Source organism: Mycolicibacterium sp. SMGY-1XX (assembly GCF_059132455.1).
The window spans coordinates 1,347,217-1,363,920 of sequence record NZ_CP101139.1 but is presented as its reverse complement, the minus strand read 5'-3'; the positions used below and the strand labels follow the sequence as shown (position 1 = coordinate 1,363,920).

The following is a 16,704-nucleotide window of genomic DNA, read 5'->3' as shown; positions in this document are numbered from 1 at the left end:
ATGAGCCGACTGGGCGAGCATGCAGTGGTTTTGGGGGCAAGTATCAGTGGACTACTCGCTGCGCGGGTGCTCTCCGAGTTCTACGACCGGGTGACCGTCGTGGAGCGCGACACTTTGCCCGAGGATGTCGACAACCGGCGCGGTGTCCCGCAGGGGCGGCACGTGCACGTGCTGCTGGCCAGCGGGTCCGATGCCGTCGAACAGCTGTTTCCCGGAATCCTGGACGCGTTCCTCGGCGACGGCGCCGTCGAACTGTCCACCGATCGGCTGAGCGATTTCTGGCAAGTGCTCAGCGGCCAGAACCTGCGCCGCGAAGATGGGCGTTTCGACCGCGCGTTCCAGATGTACCAGTCGACCCGTCCATTCCTGGAAACCCATGTCCGTCAACGTCTTCGACGATCCGATACGGTGACTATCCTGGACTCACACGACGTGGTGAACTTGACCGCCGAGGGCAATCGCATCACCGGGGTGGCGGTCGCACCACACCGCGGCGGGCCGACGCGAGAGATCGCCGCAGACCTGGTGGTCGACGCCATGGGCCGAGGAGCGCGCACTCCTGCGTTTCTCGAGTCACTGGGCTACCAGCGACCACCTGAACTCGGCACCGTCGTACGGGTGTCCTACACGAGTCAGTTGCTGCGGATCGCGTCCCCGGAGCCGCCTGCGAAGCTCTTCTTGATCAACGCCAAGAAAGGCGGCACCGCCGGCGGGGTGCTGGCCAAGTGTGAGAACAACACCTGGCTCTTGACCAGCGTGGGCATGGTGGGCATCGAGCCGCCCACCGAGTGGGATGCGTTGCGAGACTTCGCCGAGAGCTGGGCACCCGAGCCCATGATGGCAGCCCTGCGCCGCGCCGAACCGATCGGCGAACCGTCTCGCTACCGCTACGCCTCCACCCAGTGGCGCCGCTACGACCGGATGCACCGCTTCCCCGACGGCCTCGTGGTCTTCGGCGACGCAATCTGCAGCTTCAACCCGATCTACGGGCAGGGCATGTCGGTGGCCGCGCTGGAAGCGCTCGCGTTGCGCGACTGCCTGCGCGCCGGTGACGATCAGCTGGCCCGGCGGTTCTTCGCGGCGACGTCCGAGACGATCAACACCGCCTGGCAGCTGGCCACCGGCGCTGATCTGGCGATCCCCGAGGTGCAGGGCCGCCGCACGCCGGCGACCCGGTTGCTGGGCTGGTACACCGACCGCGTCATCGCACGATGTGCCTCCGACCTCGTGGTGCACGAGCAGTTCGTGCGGGTGACCAATCTCCTGGATCCGCCCACCCGGTTGATGCGGCCGGCGATCATCCGGCGGGTGCTGGGCCGTGAAAATCCGGTTCAGTCCTCCAGCGAGGCCCCGAGCCGTTCGGCGGCGGTCACATAGTCCTCGATGAACTCCAGCACCACGTCGCGGGCGGGTTTCACCTTGTTCATCAAGCCCACCCCCTGCCCGACGAAGTAGGTGGCCAGCGCCTGGGCGCCCGGATGTCCTTGTGCGGCAAGCTTGTCCACCCGGCGCAGCACCGGCTCGACGAGCATGTTCTGCAGCGGGAGCGGCAGGGTCTGATGGCCCTCCCTGGCGGGCTGCCAGGCGTTGGTCCAGTCGGACACCAGCTGACGGGCGGGCTTGCCGGTGCGTCCCATCGACCGCACGGTGTCGCGCGAGGAGGCGGCCAGCATCTTCTGGACGGTGTGCGGCGCGGTCTCGGCCTCCTCCGTCGTCAACCACACCGAACCCGTCCACGCACCCGCGGCGCCCATCGCCACACAGGCAGCCATCTGCCGGCCCGTCACGATGCCGCCCGCCGCCAGCACGGGGACGTCCTTGCCTCTGGGGTGCGCCTCCAGCGCTTCGAGGACCTCGGGCACCAGCACCAGCGTCGACACCTCACCACAGTGTCCGCCTGCCTCGGTGCCCTGGGCGATGATCACGTCGACCCCGGCCTCGGCCTGCTTGATGGCGTGCTCCTTGGCGCCGACCAGCGCGGCGACCGGGACACCGCTGCTGGCGCCGGCCTCGATCATGTAGGCCGGTGGGACACCGAGGGCGTTGGCCATCATCTTGATGGGGTGTTTGAGCGAGACGTCCAGCAGTTGCTCTCCGGTGTCCCCCGACAGGTTGGAGCCGCCGTGCCGGGGCCGATCGTCGAGCGGGATATCGTGTGCAGCAAGCAGTTCGGCGACGAAGGTGCGATACTCGGCGGGAATGCGGTCCACCAGTTGACCGGTGGACAGCGACTCGCCTTTGCCCTCGAACTTGGCGGGCACGATGATGTCGACGCCGTAGGGCTTGCCGCGGACCTCGCTGTCGATCCAGGCCAGTTCCTGCTCGAGCTGGTCAGGGGTGAACGCCGTCCCGCCCAGCACCCCGAACCCGCCCGCATTCGTCACGGCAGCCACCACGTCGCGGCAGTGGCTGAACGCGAACAACGGGAACTCGATGCCGAAGCGATCGCAGATCGGTGTCTTCACCCGATCAGTATTGCCATCATCACTTGACGCCTGTCAAGTAGGGCCAGCATCTCGGGTTGAGGCAGAACTCAGTCGACGATCTGGCCGGATTTTGTTGACTGAGCTCCGCCTCAACTGGCTTGTGGATGCGTGTCGACGCGCTGCGGCACGTTCGTGCCAATGTCGCCCTCGTGTCAAGAGTGTTCGTCGGAAGTGAAGCAGTCGCGGCGGGGCTCATTACGAAGTACCGGCTCGCCAAGGATTATCAACGCCTGCTGCCCGACACCTATGCACCCAAGGGTGAACTGACGCTCGAGGACTGGATCCTGGCCGCGTGGAAATGGTCCAAAGGCAAGGCCGTTGTGACCGGACTGACAGCCTCGGCCTGGCACGGCGCGAAGTGGATGGATGCGAACACCCCAGTGGAGCTCAATCTGGCCAACACCAAACCTCCGCCGGGTGTTGTCACCAGGAATCAGACCATTTTCGACGACGAGGTGCTGACGTGTCGTGGCATTTCGGTGACGACTGTGGCACGTACCGCATTTGATGTGGCGCGCCGCGACACCAGCCGGCAGACCATCGCCCGACTCGACGCGCTGGCCCGTGCCACCCACTTCGACAACGCTGCGGTCTTGGAAGTGGCGCGGCGGCATCCCCACGTGAGAGGCCTGTCCTCAATGGCCTCGATGCTGGCGCAAGTCGACGCCGGAGCCGAGTCGCCACAGGAGACGTATCTGAGGCTGACGCTGATAGACGCAGGCTTTCCACGACCGCAGACCCAGATTCGGGTGCCGCGCCCCGACGGCCGCAGCTACTACCTCGATATGGGATGGCCCGAGCTGATGGTTGCGGTCGAATACGACGGTGAGCACCACAGGACTGACCGTGAGAGCTTCGCCAACGATGTTGCGCGCGCGGAACACCTGGCCGCCGCGGGCTGGATCGTCATCCGGGTGCTCAGGGATCACCGGCGCCCGGAGATCATCGCACGAGTGCGACGGGCCAGGCAGGTGCGTCTGACACCGAGAGCGAGTTGAGACGGAGCTCAGTCGACGATTTCGCCGGTTTTCGTCGACTGAGTTCCGCTTCAACGGGACCTAGTCCCGCAGCGGGGCGAATGCAAAATCCCGCAAGCCGTCCCGCGGCGACACCGCGGCGCGGAACCCCAGCGTCTGCGCGGCCCCCTCCGGCGAGGCGACGATATGGCGGACATCGCCACTGCGGTACTGCCCGGTGATCTCCGGGGCCGGGCCGCCGCGTGCCTCACACACCAGATCGGCGACCTGCAGGATCGAAATCGGTTGTCCTGAGCATACATTGGCGGCGAGAAAGCCGTTGCTGTCACTTTCCACCGCCGCCACATTCGCAGCCGCGACGTCGCTGACGTGGACGAAATCGCGCATCTGCCCGCCGTCTTCGAACACCCTGGGTGCCCGTCCCTTTTCCAGAGCCGAGCGGAAGATCGCGGCGACACCGGAATACGGTGTGTCACGGGGCATACCGGGGCCGTAGACGTTGTGATAGCGCAACGCGATAGCCGAACCACCGGTGGCCTCGGCCCAGGCCAGCGCGTAATGCTCCTGCGCGGTCTTGCTGGCGGCGTACAGACTGCGCGGCCGTAGCGGTGCGCTCTCGGGTACCAGGGTCCAGCCCACCTCTTCATCGCCGAGCGGGCAGCGATGCTCGAACATCCCGGCGTCCAGATCCTCCCGGCGGCGCGGCACCGGATCGACGGCCCCGTGCACCGGGCATTCGAAACCACCCTGGCCGTAGACCACCATCGACGACGCCAACACCAGCTTCTGCACGCCGGCGGCGTACATCTGCGCCAACAGCACCGTCGTCGCGTAATCGTTGTGCCTGCCGTACGCGGGCGCGTCGGCGGCGTCCACCCCGGCGCCCACCATCGCCGCCTGGTGACACACGACGTCGACCCCATCGAGCAGATGCGCCACGATGTCCGGGGCTGCCACGTCGCCGCGCACCACACCGTCGGGAAGGCGGCCGTCGTGATGCGCCGCGGGGAGCAGCACGTCGAGACCGATCACCTCGTGCCCTTTAGCTTTCAGCGCGGCCGACACCTGCGAGCCGATGAACCCGGCGGCGCCGGTCAGCAGAACCTTCACGGCAAGTCGATCGGCAGCGTCACGCCTTCGTGCGGTGAGCAGTGCGTGCACGTGTGTTCCTGCGGCACCGACTCGATGGCCTCGTGCACCAGCTTTTTGAACGGCACCAGGTTTCTCTCGAATTCGGCGAACACGTCCACCGCCTTGACCCCGCTGCCGGCCTCCACACCCGCATCCAGATCGGTCACCAAAGCGATGGCGGCATAACAGATTTCGAGCTCGCGGGCGAGTACCGACTCCGGGTAACCGGTCATGTTGATCAGCGAGAAGCCCTCCCGGGCATACCACTGGCTCTCCGCCCGGGTGGAAAATCGAGGCCCTTCGATGACCACCATCGTGCCACCGTCCACCACGTCCGGCAGGTCGGTGACCGCTGACCGCAGGTCCGGGCAGTACGGGTCGGCGAAATCGACGTGGATACCGCCGGAGTCGAAATAGGTGGCGGCGCGCCCGCTGGTGCGGTCGACGAGCTGGTCGGGCACCACCATCGCACCCGGGCCCAGATCGGGTGTCAGACTGCCGACGGCGCACGGGCCGAACACCCGCCGCACCCCGAGGGAGCGCAGCGCCCACATGTTGGCGCGGTACGGCACGGTGTGCGGGGAGAACTCGTGTTTGACGCCGTGGCGCGGCAGGAATGCCACCTCGTGCTCACCCACGGTGCCGACGGTGACGGCCGCGCTGGGCGCCCCGTACGGGGTATCGAGGCTGACGGTGCGGGCGTCGGCCCCGAAAAACGAGTAGAAACCGCTGCCGCCGATGACTCCGAGCATCCGTCCATTCTGGTGCATGACCGGTGCCGCCGACTCGTGACGGTGCTGTGACATCCGCTTCCCAGCAACGGTGGTTGACTGCCCTGGTGGCTGTTGTGTCCGCATTCAGTGCAGATGGCCCGGCCGTTGTCCGCCTAGCCGGTGCCGCCGCCGGCGGCGTCGTCGCGGCGTTGGTGGTGGCGTCGACGGCCGGTGTTCCGTACGCCCCGGCGGCGGGTTGGGTGGTGGTCGCCTCGATCTACCTCGCCTGGACGTGGCTGCTGGTGGGACGGATGGATGCCGAGCGGACCGAGGCACATGCGCGGCACGCCCACGAGGAGGACTCCACCCGTGGCTTCACGCAGGTGATGATGTTGCTGGCCAGTGTGGGCAGCCTCGGCGGCGTGGGTTATCTGCTGGCCGCCGAATCCGCCAAGGGTGGTGACGTGCCGGCCGCCGTCGTCGGAACCCTGTCGGTGGCGGCGTCCTGGTTCGCCGTGCACACCGTTTTCATGCTGCGCTACGCCCGGCAGTACTACACCGGCCCGCCCGCGGCCATCGACTTCAATCAAGACGACAAGCCCGCCTACGCGGATTTTGCCTACCTGGCCTTCACCCTCGGCATGACGTATCAGGTGTCGGACACCAATCTGCGCAGCCGGGACATCCGGTCCACCGCCCTCACCCATGCCCTGCTGTCGTTTCTGCTGGGAGCCGTGATCCTGGCGATGACGCTGAATCTCGTGGTGGGCCTGACGGCGATCAACTGAGGTCGTGGGACGATCATCGGCATGGCCACCGTCGCGCAATGGATCGAAGGCGCTCGTCCGCGGACGCTGCCGAATGCGGTCGCGCCCGTCATCGCCGGCACCGGCGCGGCGGCCTGGCTGGACGGCGCGGTCTGGTGGAAGGCGCTACTGGCCCTGGTGGTCTCCCTGGCCCTGATCGTCGGGGTGAACTACGCCAACGACTACTCCGACGGGATCCGCGGTACCGACGACGTGCGGGCGGGGCCACTGCGGCTGGTGGGCTCGAAGGTGGCCTCACCCCGGTCGGTGCTGACGGCCGCGGTCATCAGTCTGTTGCTTGCCGCGATCGCCGGTCTGGTGCTGGCGATCGTCAGCAACCCGTGGCTGATCGCCGTCGGCGTGGTGTGCATCGCCGGTGCCTGGTTTTACACGGGCGGGTCGAAACCCTACGGATACTTGGGTTTTGGCGAGATCGCGGTTTTCGTGTTCTTCGGGCTGGTGGCGGTGCTGGGCACGCAGTACACCCAGGCGTTGACCGTCGATTGGGTGGGCGCCGTGGCGGCCGTCGCGATGGGATGCCTGTCGTCGGCGGTGCTGGTGGCCAACAACCTGCGCGACATTCCCACCGATACCGAGTCGGGCAAGATCACGCTGGCGGTGCGACTCGGCGACGCACGCACCCGGACGCTGTACGTGGTGCTGCTCGCGGTGGCCGGCCTGGCGACCATCGGCCTGGCGTTCGCCACCCCGTGGTGTCTGGTGGGCTTGGTGGCTGCACCGTTGGCGGTACGCGCCTCGCGGCCTGTGACGTCCGGCAAGGGCGGACCGCAGCTGATCCCCGTGCTCCGCGACACCGGCCTGACCATGCTGGTGTGGTCGATCGCCGTGGCCGTCGCGTTGTTCCTCGGAAGCTGACCCTCGACGATCTCGCCGAGACCGCGTTGCGGTGACATGTTGTCCTGCACAATCTCACCGTGAGCGCGTGGATGTTCGACAACCGTCCTCAGGAATGGCTCTTCGACGCCCACCGCCCCGCCGGCTGGTACCCGGACCCGGCGGGCACCGACCGTTGGGAGTACTGGAACGGACGTGCGTGGAGCAGACGGCGAAACCTGTCGGGCATCCCATCGCGCGTGATCACCCCTTGGCGCCTGTGCGCCGCGCTCGCGACGATGGTCGGATTCGGTCTGCTCAACGCCGCTGCACTTGTTGTGTTGACCGACGGTTTGCCGTCGCTGATCCGTGTGATCAGCGATGTGCTGCAGTCGCTGTAGCGATGCGCCGCATTTCAGCCGACGAGTGCGACCGTCTGTGGTCCGGGTGGACACCATGGGAGGTGACCCGCCGGCTGTCCGGCGTCACCGCGCCCTGGTACGTCGCTGCGGGCTGGGCGATCGACCTTTACCTCGATGGCGCACCGCGGGCCCACGGCGACCTCGAGATCGGTGTCCCCCGCAATCGGTTCGACGACATCATCGATGCGCTGCCGGGGTATGAGTGGGATTGCGTTGGCGACGGATGCCTGGGCCCCTATCCCGACCACGCCGATGCCACGCACCAGACCTGGCTACGCGACCGGGCGACGGGCCGGTACCACCTGGACGTGTTCCGGGAACCCCATGCCGGCGGCCGCTGGGTCTGCCGCAGGGATCCATCGCTCACCATGAGCTACGACGAACTCATTCTGCGCACCGCTGACGGCGTACCCTACGTCATCCCCGAGGTGGCGCTGCTGTTCAAGGCGAAGAATCCGCGCGCCAAAGACATCCACGACCTCGCACGCGTGCTTCCCGCGATGCCGGACCACCGCCTCGCCCGACTCTGGGGATGGCTCGACGTGATCCACCCCGGCCACCCTTGGCTGCTCACCATCGGCGCGGTGCTCACGCCCCAGAAGGCACCGGATAGCGGTCGTTGACGTCGGCATTGGAGTCCTTGCGCGCACAGTGGGCGCAGCAGAAGATGCCGTCGTCGGTTTCGATGCCGTGGCCGAGAATTCGGCAGCCGCAGTGGACGCACTCGGGTGCGAGCTGTGCTGCAGCGCATTCCACGCTGTCGAACGTCGCGGAATGGCCGTCGGCGAAGGTCACGGTGAAAGCTTTGTCGTAGTCGTTGCCGCAGGTATCGCAGATCGTCATGAGACTTGAGTGCCCGCCGAACCCAGAGCCAAACAGTCACGCGTTGTTCAGGCGGCCTTGTCCAGTAGCGACTCCACGGCCGCGCGCAGCTGGTCGACGCCGACGTGCTCGGTGATCAGCCCGACGGCCCGAGGGTCGCCGCCGCGCAGAACGGCCAGCAGCACATGCTCGCTGCTGATCTCTTTACTCTTGTGCGCCAATGCTTCTCGCAGTGCCAGCTCGAGGGTCTTCTTCGCGGATCGGGTGAACGGGATGTGGCCGCGGCGCCGCCGGCGACGTCCGGAACGACGCAGTGCGTCGCCGAAGGCGTCGGGCCCGAAGCCGCGTTCCACCGCCGCGCGCACGGCATGCAGGTCGATACCGATGGCCCGCAACGTCTCGGCGTCATCGTCGAACGCGCCGCGGTCGGGGTCAGCGGCGGCAAGGCGGGAGCGCACCGCGTCGGCCGTGAGACCGAATCCGCCCAGCACGGTGGACAGGTCACGGCCGGCGCTCTGCAGCACCCCGACCAGCAGATGCTCGGCGCCGATCTCACGGGCATCGAGATCGCGGGCCTCCTCCTGGGCGAGCACCACGGCAACGCGGGCGGTGCGGGTGAAGCGTTCGAACATCATCGCCTCCGGTTGTACTTCTGATGAACGGCCTGGCGGCTGACTCCGAGCGCGTCGGCGATGGCCTGCCAGCTCCAGCCCTGTTCACGGGCGTTGGCCACATGCAGCGCTTCCAGCCGCTCCTGTAGCCGCTGCAGGGCTCCGATGGCGCGCAGCCCGACCGCGGGGTCGACACTGCCCAATTCGTCGGGGTGCTCCAGCGGAGGCGACGCGGACTCACTCATGCGTGTCAACGTAACTTGACGAGAGGTTCGCGTCAACCAATCTTGACACCGCTGTGTGGGCCACGTTGCTACGCCGGCTGCGCTGAGACTGCGGTCACTGCGGGAAGCATCGGCGTGCCGGCACACCCCCGGCAGTCTCGACGAGTGATCACTGCCACCCGAGAACCAAATGCTGCCAATGGAATTAATCCCCTGACATGCTGGTTTAAGCAAGCAGACCGGAACGAGAAACCGATCCGAACCGCGACCCACAGATCTCTCTGCGAGGCACGATTCGCAACCAAAGAAGTACAGAGAGAAGCACGACCATGAAGAAGTTTGGCTTTGCCACCATCGCCGCCACCGCCCTCACCGCAGGCTTCCTCGGCCTGGCCGCCCCGGCCATCGCCGCTCCCACCGGAGCCGGCAACGCCCAGGACACCATCTCCAGCCTCGAAAACCAGGGCTACAAGGTGATCGTCAACCGCCTGTCGAACGCCCCGCTGAATCAGGCCAGCGTGGTCTCCGTAGGCCAGGGCCCGACATTCACCCACACCAACACCAACAACGGCAATGAAGGTGGCTACTCCTCGGTCAACGACCGTCAGTTCGCCCCGGACAACGTGAAGACGGTGTACGTCAACGTCAAGTAACGGCCGACGACCTCGAGACGGGCGCCCAAGCGGGCGCCCGTTTCGTGTGTGAGGAACACCCCCCCGGCACGCATGCCGGCGGTCAGCCGTGCAGCGCCTGCAACAGCCGATCGACATCGTCGTCGGTGTTGTACAGATGAAAGCCCACCCGCACCCGCCCGGCCCGTACCGCGGCCCGAATCCCGGCCTGCCTCAGGCGGATCGACACCGCGTCGGTATCGGCAACGGTCAGCGACACAATGGCCGAGTCAACGGCCGGCATCGTCAGCTCAGCGCGCACACGGTTGGCCAACCCCACGGTGTGCGCGTGCACGGCCGCACGGTCCAGACCGGCCAGCCAAGGCAGGCTCGCGCCCGCACCGATGGCGCTGACCCACGACGGCGACGCGTCGAGACGCCTGGCACCGGAGGCCAGGCGCAGCGGGAGGCCGTAGACGGTGGCCCAGGGGTTGTCCCCCGCATACCAATTCGCCGCGTGCGGGGTCAGCTTTTCGAGCACCGAGTCGCGGACCGACATCCAGGCCATCCCGCGCGGCGCCAGGAGCCACTTGTACGCCCCACCCACCGTCACGTCCGCCCACGACAGATCCACATCGCACCAACCCAGCGCCTGCGTGACATCGATGACCGTCAGCGCCATCCCGGCCTCGGCGCGAAGCGTCTCGACGTCGAGCACCGATCCGGTCGCCGACTGCGCCAGACTGACCGCCACCGCGTCGAACTCCCCCGCCCGTCGCTCCAACTCACCGGGAGCCAACTCGGTGACCGTCACTCCGCGCGCCGCTTGCGCGGCGAAGGGGAAACTCACACTGGTGAACTCGCCGGCCAACGTCGCGACCCGAGCACCGGCGGGCACCGCGGCCGCCACCAACCCCAGCAGCGCCGACACACTGCCCCCGATCGCCACGGCGGCGGCCGGCACGCCGACCAGCGCGGCGTAACCGGCACGGGCCGCCTCGACGTCCCGGTCGAAGTCGGGCGCATACACCGCACCCCGGCGCCACGCATCCACATGAGCAGCGACTGCCTCGGCGACGAAGGTAGGCGGCAGCCCGACCGTGGGCGAGTCCAGGTAGCCGTCGGCGCCCGAGAACTCGGCACCGAACGCGACCCGGCTCAGGAGGAAGGGTCTGCTGCACGAGTAGGTGACATCTGAGTCGGCTTGCCCTGGGTGGGCAGGCTGGGAGGATGTCCCCATGGCAAGGCCCTATCCCCGTGAGTTCCGCGACGACGTCGTGCGCGTGGCCCGCAATCGCGATGACGGGGTGACGATCGAGCAGATCGCCACCGATTTCGGGGTGCACCCGATGACGCTGCAGAAATGGCTCCGTCAGGCCGACATTGACGAGGGCGCCAAGCCCGGCAAGACCACCGGCGAGTCCGGTGAGCTGCGTGAGGCCCGGCGGCGGATCAAGCTGCTCGAGCAGGAAAACGAGGTCCTGCGCCGTGCCGCGGCGTATCTGTCGCAGGCCAACCTGCCGGGAAAAGGATCTACCCGCTCGTGAAAGAGCTCGCCGCCGACGGGATCCCCGTCGCGGTGACGTGCCGGGTCCTCAAGCTCGCTCGCCAACCGTATTACCGCTGGCTGGCCTCCCCTGTCACCGACGCCGAACGCGTCGAGGCCTACCGCGTCAACGCCCTTTTCGACGCGCACCGCGATGATCCGGAGTTCGGATATCGCTACCTGGTCGAGGAGGCCCGCGACGCTGGCGAGCCGATGGCCGAGCGCACCGCCTGGCGCATCTGCTCCCAGAACCAACTGTGGAGCGTGTTCGGCAAAAACCGCGGCAAGAACGGCAAGCCCGGCCCACCGGTCCACGACGATCTCGTCGAACGCGACTTCACCGCCGACGCGCCGAATCAGTTGTGGCTCAGCGATATCACCGAGCACCGTACCGGTGAGGGCAAGCTTTACCTGTGCGCCATCAAAGATGTGTACTCCAACAGGATCGTCGGCTACTCCATTGACTCCCGAATGAAGTCCCGACTGGCCACCCGTGCACTGCACAGCGCGGTGGCCCGACGCGGAGATGTCGCGGGATGCATCCTACATTCGGATCGAGGATCTCAGTTTCGCTCAAGGCGATTCGTGCACGCACTGCACCATCACGAGATGGTCGGCTCGATGGGCCGTGTCGGCGCGGCCGGCGACAACGCTGCCATGGAGAGCTTCTTTTCCCTGCTGCAGAAGAACGTGCTCGACCGCCGCCGCTGGGACACCCGCGAGCAACTCCGAATCGCGATCGTCACCTGGATCGAACGCACCTACCACCGACGCCGCCGACAAGCCGGCCTTGGCCGGTTGACCCCGGTGGAATTCGAAGCCATCATGACCACACCGGCCAGTCAGGCCGCGTGACCGAAACTGTCACCTACTCGTGCAGCAGACCCGAACTGTCCTCACCGCGCAGCCGCGCCTGCAGCTGTGCGCGGTCGCGCTTCCGCCGTTCGTCGACGGCGGCGATGCTGGCGGTGGCCCGCTTGCGCAACGGCGCGAAGATCCAGATGCCCAACGGGAGCGCGATCACGATGGCGAAGAGCAACGCGATCACCACCGGGAACTCCTCGATCCCGATCAGCTGGGCACCGAAGAAGATGGCCGCCGCCAGCACTCCCACCAACAGCAGCCGCGCAACCAGGTAGGCCAGTACATCGATCATCATCTGACTGGTCCGGGGCTGTTCAACCACGAACCCGAGCCTACCGACGCGCGTATATTCGGACCAAGGAGGTTATTCGTGTCGTTCCTGGTCCTCATGCTTCTTCTGGCCGCAGCGGTGTACGTCGGCTGGCGGGTCTACAAGGCTCGCGCGGACCGTCCGAGACCCCGAACCATCGGGCCCGACGACGATCCCGAGTTCCTGTGGCGGCTCAACCACCCGGACAACAAGCCGCGGTCGTAGAGCTCAGAAGCGCGTATCTGCACCACGATTCGCGCTGGGAAATCCATCGGCGACCACAGCTGCCAGTTCGATCAGGGACTCCCGGGTGTCTCGCCGCAAGCGCTCCAGATCGATCTCCGCGCCCTCCTCGAGATGCGGGTCGAAGGGCACCAGCTGCACCGCCCGGCACCGCCGCGAGAAGTGATCCACCACCTTCTGGATGTCGATCTTGGCAGACCGCGGCCGCACCGCATTGATCACCGCGACGGAGTTGCGGACCAGCTCCTGATGGCCGTGCGCGTCGAGCCAGTCCAGCGTCGCCGAAGCGCTGCGGGCACCGTCGACCGAACCGGAGCTGACCACCACCAGGGTGTCCGCCTTCGCCAGGACGGCGGACATCGCCGAGTGCATCAGCCCGGTCCCGCAGTCGGTCAGCACGAGGCTGTAGAAGCGTTCGAGTACCTGCAGAGTCCTGGCGTAGTCGTCGCCGCTGAACGCTTCCGACACCGCGGGATCGGTCTCCGAGGCCAGCACCTCGAGCCGGCTGGGACCCTGCGAGGTGTAGGCCCGGATATCGCTGTAGCTCTGGATCCGCGCCGCGTCGTGCAGTAGGTGGCGCACCGTCGCCTGCGTCTCCAGTGGCACCTTCTGGCTGAGCGTGCCCCGGTCGGGGTTGGCGTCCACGGCGATCACCCGGTCCCCGCGCACCGAGGCGAAGGTGGAACCGAGTGTGGCGGTGATGGTGGTCTTGCCGACGCCGCCTTTAAGCGACACCACCGCGATGCGATAGCAGCCCGCCAACGGCTGCCTGACATGCGCGACGAGATTGTTGCGATGAATGTCCTTCGGACTCTCACCGACATTGATCAGCTTGCCCGAGGCCAGGTAGAGCGCGCGCCGCCATCCGCTCGACGGTGGCGGTTTCACCTCCCGCAACAGCGAACTGCTGGACAAGTCGGGGTACGGCGTCTGCGGGATCTCCGGCCGGTACGGCACGGGTAACGCGCTGGGCGGCTGCCCGAAATCGGGCTGCGCATACTCCGGCTGGGCATACTCGGGCTGCCCAAACTCGGGCTGCGCATACTCCGGAGCCGGGTAGTCCGGGCGAGGTGCACTCGGCGGCGACACGAAGTGAAAGCGTTCGGTCTGCGGTTCCGACGACTGCTGGTGCTGTGGGACATCCGGCCATTCCGGTGGCGGCGGGTTCCAGCGCGGCGCGGGCGCCCCGGACAGTCCGGTGGGCTCGCTGAACCGCTGCTCGGACCGGAACCCACTCAGCGGCCGCGGTGGGCCGTCGCTGACGGCCGGCGTGCCGTACCCGGGCGTGTGGAACTCGGTGTAGGTGGTCGGCGGCTCGGGCTTCTCGTGCGCCGGCGAGTCGTGCTGCTGCTCCTCGGCGGGCTGCTCGGCGAACCATGTTGTCGGCTCGTCCTTTTCAGGATCGTTTTCCCGACCGTGGCGGCCTTCAGCGCTGTGCGACGGGACCTCCTGCTCCCGGCCCTGCGTCGCCCTCGTCCCTCGGTCTCCTGGACCGGTCAGGGTCTCCTGCTCCCGGCCCTGCGTCGCCCTCGTCCCTCGGTCTCCTGGACCGGTCGGTAGATCAGACAACACTTCTCCTTCGAATAAGTCAGCTCACCCCGGCGTAGGAGTGCAGACCCACGGTCACCAGGTTGATGAAGAACAGGTTGAACACCATCGCCACGAAGCCGACGATGTTGATCCAGGCCGCCTTACGGTCGCGCCACCCGGCCGTCGAGCGGGCGTGCAGGTAGGCGGCGTAAACCACCCAAGCGATGAACGACACCGTCTCCTTGGGATCCCAACCCCAGTAGCGGCCCCATGCCTCCTCGGCCCAGATGGCACCGAAGATCACGCCGAAACCGAACACCGGGAACGCGAAGATGGTGGTGCGGTAGGCGATTCGATCCAGGGTCTGAGCGTCGGGAAGGCGCTGCACCACACGCGCCACCGCCCCGTCGCCATTACCGAATCGTGACATCTTCAGTAGGAACAGGATGCTGGCCACACCGGCGATCAGGAACACCCCGGAGCCCAGGCTGACCACCGACACGTGGATGGGCAGCCAGTACGACTGCAACGCGGGCATGACCGGGGCGGCGTGGCTGTAGAGCCACTTGCCGGACACCGTGAGCAGGATCAGCACCGGCACCAACACGAACACCCACAGCGACCGGTACTGCGGTTTGCGCAGCACCACCACCGAGCCGATCAGCCCGCACAGGCAGGTCAGGTTGATGAACTCATACATGTTGCCCCACGGCACGCGTGAGGTGGACAGCCCGCGCAGCACGATGCAGGCCAGCAGCGCGGCGATACCGACGTACACCAGCGCGATACCCGTGCGGCCGATGCGTTCGTCGACGGGCCGCCGCGGAGTGTCGGCCACCAGGCCCGGGCGGTCGCTGTCGACCGCGACCGATCCGTTGTGTGAACCGGCCATCACCAGTTCGCGTTCGGTGACCTTGCGGCTGCGGCTGTAGGCCAGCTCGACGGCCAGCAACAGCAGCGCGACCACCAACACCACGACCGACGACGTGAAAGCCCAGTCCGAATACCGGGCCAGCCCGATGTCGACGGCATCTGAGTTCATCGAACCTTCTCTCTAGACGGGGCCGGTGACGCGTCGGTGGAGGCCAACAGTCGCTCCGTCAACTTCTCGAACTCGTCTCCCCAGCCGGAGTTGTCGGTCCGCGCCAAGCCGCCGAGCTCGACGTTCACGGTACCGTTTGCGCTGGCTGGGGCAATCCGCACCCAGATCCGGCGCCGGCGGATGATCAGCGACACCATCAGCCCGCCCATCATGGCCAGCGAAAACACCAGCACCCAGATCTGACCTGGGTCGTGTGAGACCTGCAGGTTGACGAACGGGGTGGCCCCGTCGAACCGGACCGTGGTGCCGTCCTGCAGCCGGACCTCTTCCCCGGCGCGCAGGTTCACCCGTTCCTCCCGGGTCAGCCGGCCCTGGTCGATCAGCCGCGGATCGAGGTCCCAGATCGACTGCGGGCGGCCGCTGTCCAGGCCGGCGTCACCACGGTAGATGTCGACGGCGACCGCGGGGTCGTTGAGCTCCGGCCAGCTGGACGACAGCAACGTCCCGTCGAGCTGAGCGGTGGGCGCGAACAGCCCCTGGATGGCGATCTGCTGGTTGCGTCGCTCATCGGGGTCCGGGTACATACCCGCGGGCGGATCGATGCGCACCGCACCGGAGGACAGGAACGTGGTCTGGTCCTCGGGGCGCCACTGGATGGTCTGGCTGCGGGTCTGCCCATCCGGGAACGTGACAGTGAAGCTCGGCGCGAAACCGCGGCCCTGCAGATACACCCGGTCGCCGCCGACCCGCAGCGGATGATTGACCTCCAGCCGGTACGGCTGCCAGGTGTCGGTGGTCAGGTCCTCGCCGTACTGGTATTCGATATCGGCGGCAAACGAGGTGGCCTGCCCGTTGGACAGGTACTTCGCCTCGAAGTCGTTGACGCGCACACACATCGGGTTCAGTGAGGTGCCGTCGACGGTGTTGCCCGCGCGAAACGAATCGAAGGCCGCCGGTGAGGCCGAGCAGAAACCCGGGCCGCCGGTGATCACGATGACATTGCCCTCGTAGCTGAACAGCTTGCCCGCCGCGACCGCCACCAGGATCCCCAGCAGGGAGAAGTGGAACACCAGGTTGCCGAACTCGCGCAGGTAGCCCTTCTCGGCGGAGATCTCGGTGATCTGGCCGGTTTCGTCTTTCCGTATGGTCTTGCGCCAGCCTCGCAGCCGTCCGGCGATCTTCTCGGCCAGCTGATCGGGCTCGGCTTCGACCGTCGCCTCGTGATGCTTCGGCAGCCGCGCCAGGTTGCGGGGCGCGGGCACCGGGACGGCCCGCAGGCTACGGGCGTGTTCGACCATCCGCGGGGTCAGGCAGCCCACCAACGAGATGAACAGCAGCACGTAGATGGCGGTGAACCAGAAGCTGGAGAACACGTCGAAGAACTGGAAGCGGTCCAGCCACGGCCCGATGGTCGGATGCTCGGCCAGGTATTCGTCGACCTTGCCGGCATTGAGGCTGCGCTGCGGCACCAGCGCGCCGGGCACCGCGGCCAGCGCGAGCAGGAACAGCAGCACCAGCGCTGTGCCCATCGA

The 16,704-nt window shown here is 67.0% G+C and carries 20 protein-coding genes; 9 read left to right on the top strand and 11 right to left on the bottom strand.

Annotation, left to right across the window (positions count from 1 at the left end; translation table 11 throughout):
* Positions 1–1,377, top strand: a complete 1,377-nt coding sequence (locus NL241_RS06710) for an FAD-dependent oxidoreductase (RefSeq protein WP_494397089.1) — start codon at positions 1–3, stop codon at positions 1,375–1,377.
* Here NL241_RS06710 and NL241_RS06705 read toward each other — a convergent pair.
* Entirely contained in the window at positions 1,332–2,465 is a 1,134-nt protein-coding gene (locus tag NL241_RS06705) for a nitronate monooxygenase (RefSeq protein ID WP_494397088.1), read from the bottom strand. The genes NL241_RS06710 and NL241_RS06705 overlap by 46 nt on opposite strands.
* A 170-nt stretch (positions 2,466–2,635) precedes the next feature.
* On the opposite strand from NL241_RS06705, the gene NL241_RS06700 reads away from it, so the two are divergent.
* Positions 2,636–3,484 carry a hypothetical protein gene (locus tag NL241_RS06700; protein ID WP_494397087.1) on the top strand — a complete coding sequence of 283 codons (849 nt, stop codon included), beginning with the start codon at positions 2,636–2,638 and terminating at the stop codon, positions 3,482–3,484.
* 60 nt (positions 3,485–3,544) lie between these two features.
* Here NL241_RS06700 and NL241_RS06695 read toward each other — a convergent pair whose 3' ends face one another.
* Positions 3,545–4,573: an NAD-dependent epimerase/dehydratase family protein gene (locus NL241_RS06695; protein ID WP_494397086.1), complete on the bottom strand. Its 1,029-nt coding sequence runs from the start codon at positions 4,571–4,573 to the stop codon at positions 3,545–3,547.
* A complete protein-coding gene (locus NL241_RS06690; protein ID WP_487691642.1) occupies positions 4,570–5,346 on the bottom strand; it encodes an S-methyl-5'-thioadenosine phosphorylase in 777 nt (258 codons plus the stop codon). Before NL241_RS06690 ends, NL241_RS06695 begins: the two co-directional genes overlap by 4 nt.
* A gap of 86 nt (positions 5,347–5,432) precedes the next feature.
* Here NL241_RS06690 and NL241_RS06685 point away from each other — a divergent pair, with 86 nt between their 5' ends.
* The 4 genes from NL241_RS06685 to NL241_RS06670 are packed head-to-tail and all read left to right on the top strand — an operon-like array spanning position 5,433 to position 7,992.
* Positions 5,433–6,095: a DUF1345 domain-containing protein gene (locus tag NL241_RS06685; RefSeq protein WP_487691643.1), complete on the top strand. Its 663-nt coding sequence runs from the start codon at positions 5,433–5,435 to the stop codon at positions 6,093–6,095.
* Between the two features lie 21 nt (positions 6,096–6,116).
* A complete protein-coding gene (locus NL241_RS06680; protein ID WP_494397085.1) occupies positions 6,117–6,989 on the top strand; it encodes a 1,4-dihydroxy-2-naphthoate polyprenyltransferase in 873 nt (290 codons plus the stop codon).
* Between the two features lie 59 nt (positions 6,990–7,048).
* A complete protein-coding gene (locus NL241_RS06675) occupies positions 7,049–7,348 on the top strand; it encodes a DUF2510 domain-containing protein (RefSeq protein WP_494397084.1) in 300 nt (99 codons plus the stop codon).
* Positions 7,349–7,350: 2 nt separating this feature from the next.
* The gene (locus NL241_RS06670; protein ID WP_494397083.1) at positions 7,351–7,992 is read left to right on the top strand and encodes a hypothetical protein; all 642 of its coding nucleotides are present in this window, start codon (positions 7,351–7,353) and stop codon (positions 7,990–7,992) included.
* On the opposite strand, the gene NL241_RS06665 is transcribed toward NL241_RS06670, so the two are convergent.
* Genes NL241_RS06665 through NL241_RS06655 form a run of 3 tightly spaced genes read right to left on the bottom strand, consistent with a single transcriptional unit; the run spans position 7,958 to position 9,047 of the window.
* The gene (locus NL241_RS06665) at positions 7,958–8,212 is read right to left on the bottom strand and encodes a metallothionein (protein WP_487691648.1); all 255 of its coding nucleotides are present in this window, start codon (positions 8,210–8,212) and stop codon (positions 7,958–7,960) included. The genes NL241_RS06670 and NL241_RS06665 overlap by 35 nt on opposite strands.
* Before the next feature lie 47 nt (positions 8,213–8,259).
* Complete coding sequence (locus tag NL241_RS06660) at positions 8,260–8,823, bottom strand: Clp protease N-terminal domain-containing protein (RefSeq protein WP_494397082.1); 564 nt, start codon at positions 8,821–8,823, stop codon at positions 8,260–8,262.
* Positions 8,823–9,047: a helix-turn-helix domain-containing protein gene (locus NL241_RS06655; protein WP_494397081.1), complete on the bottom strand. Its 225-nt coding sequence runs from the start codon at positions 9,045–9,047 to the stop codon at positions 8,823–8,825. The genes NL241_RS06660 and NL241_RS06655 overlap by 1 nt, the downstream gene beginning before the upstream one ends.
* A 308-nt stretch (positions 9,048–9,355) precedes the next feature.
* Between NL241_RS06655 and NL241_RS06650 the strand changes: the two genes are divergently transcribed.
* The gene (locus NL241_RS06650) at positions 9,356–9,679 is read left to right on the top strand and encodes a hypothetical protein (protein WP_487691651.1); all 324 of its coding nucleotides are present in this window, start codon (positions 9,356–9,358) and stop codon (positions 9,677–9,679) included.
* An 82-nt stretch (positions 9,680–9,761) separates the two neighbouring features.
* Here NL241_RS06650 and NL241_RS06645 read toward each other — a convergent pair whose 3' ends face one another.
* Positions 9,762–10,799, bottom strand: coding sequence for an aminotransferase class V-fold PLP-dependent enzyme (locus NL241_RS06645; protein ID WP_494398252.1), 1,038 nt, complete (start codon positions 10,797–10,799; stop codon positions 9,762–9,764).
* A 76-nt stretch (positions 10,800–10,875) separates the two neighbouring features.
* Here NL241_RS06645 and NL241_RS06640 point away from each other — a divergent pair.
* Positions 10,876–12,038, top strand: a protein-coding gene (locus NL241_RS06640; protein ID WP_316512199.1) for an IS3 family transposase whose coding sequence is annotated in 2 segments (ribosomal slippage) — positions 10,876–11,160 and positions 11,163–12,038 — 1,161 coding nt in all. Because the reading frame shifts where the segments join, the coding sequence is not laid out codon by codon here.
* Between the two features lie 13 nt (positions 12,039–12,051).
* Here the strand turns inward: NL241_RS06640 and NL241_RS06635 are convergent.
* Complete coding sequence (locus tag NL241_RS06635) at positions 12,052–12,342, bottom strand: DUF4229 domain-containing protein (RefSeq protein ID WP_494398251.1); 291 nt, start codon at positions 12,340–12,342, stop codon at positions 12,052–12,054.
* Between the two features lie 75 nt (positions 12,343–12,417).
* Here NL241_RS06635 and NL241_RS06630 point away from each other — a divergent pair, with 75 nt between their 5' ends.
* The gene (locus tag NL241_RS06630) at positions 12,418–12,582 is read left to right on the top strand and encodes a hypothetical protein (RefSeq protein ID WP_487691652.1); all 165 of its coding nucleotides are present in this window, start codon (positions 12,418–12,420) and stop codon (positions 12,580–12,582) included.
* A gap of 3 nt (positions 12,583–12,585) precedes the next feature.
* Here NL241_RS06630 and NL241_RS06625 read toward each other — a convergent pair whose 3' ends face one another.
* From NL241_RS06625 to resB, 3 genes are all read right to left on the bottom strand, one after another.
* Positions 12,586–13,839, bottom strand: coding sequence for a MinD/ParA family ATP-binding protein (locus NL241_RS06625; RefSeq protein WP_487691953.1), 1,254 nt, complete (start codon positions 13,837–13,839; stop codon positions 12,586–12,588).
* A 349-nt stretch (positions 13,840–14,188) separates the two neighbouring features.
* Positions 14,189–15,172, bottom strand: coding sequence for a c-type cytochrome biogenesis protein CcsB (ccsB, locus tag NL241_RS06620; RefSeq protein WP_487691653.1), 984 nt, complete (start codon positions 15,170–15,172; stop codon positions 14,189–14,191).
* The gene (gene resB, locus NL241_RS06615; protein ID WP_494398250.1) at positions 15,169–16,701 is read right to left on the bottom strand and encodes a cytochrome c biogenesis protein ResB; all 1,533 of its coding nucleotides are present in this window, start codon (positions 16,699–16,701) and stop codon (positions 15,169–15,171) included. The genes ccsB and resB overlap by 4 nt, the downstream gene beginning before the upstream one ends.
* Between the last annotated feature and the right edge of the window lie 3 nt (positions 16,702–16,704).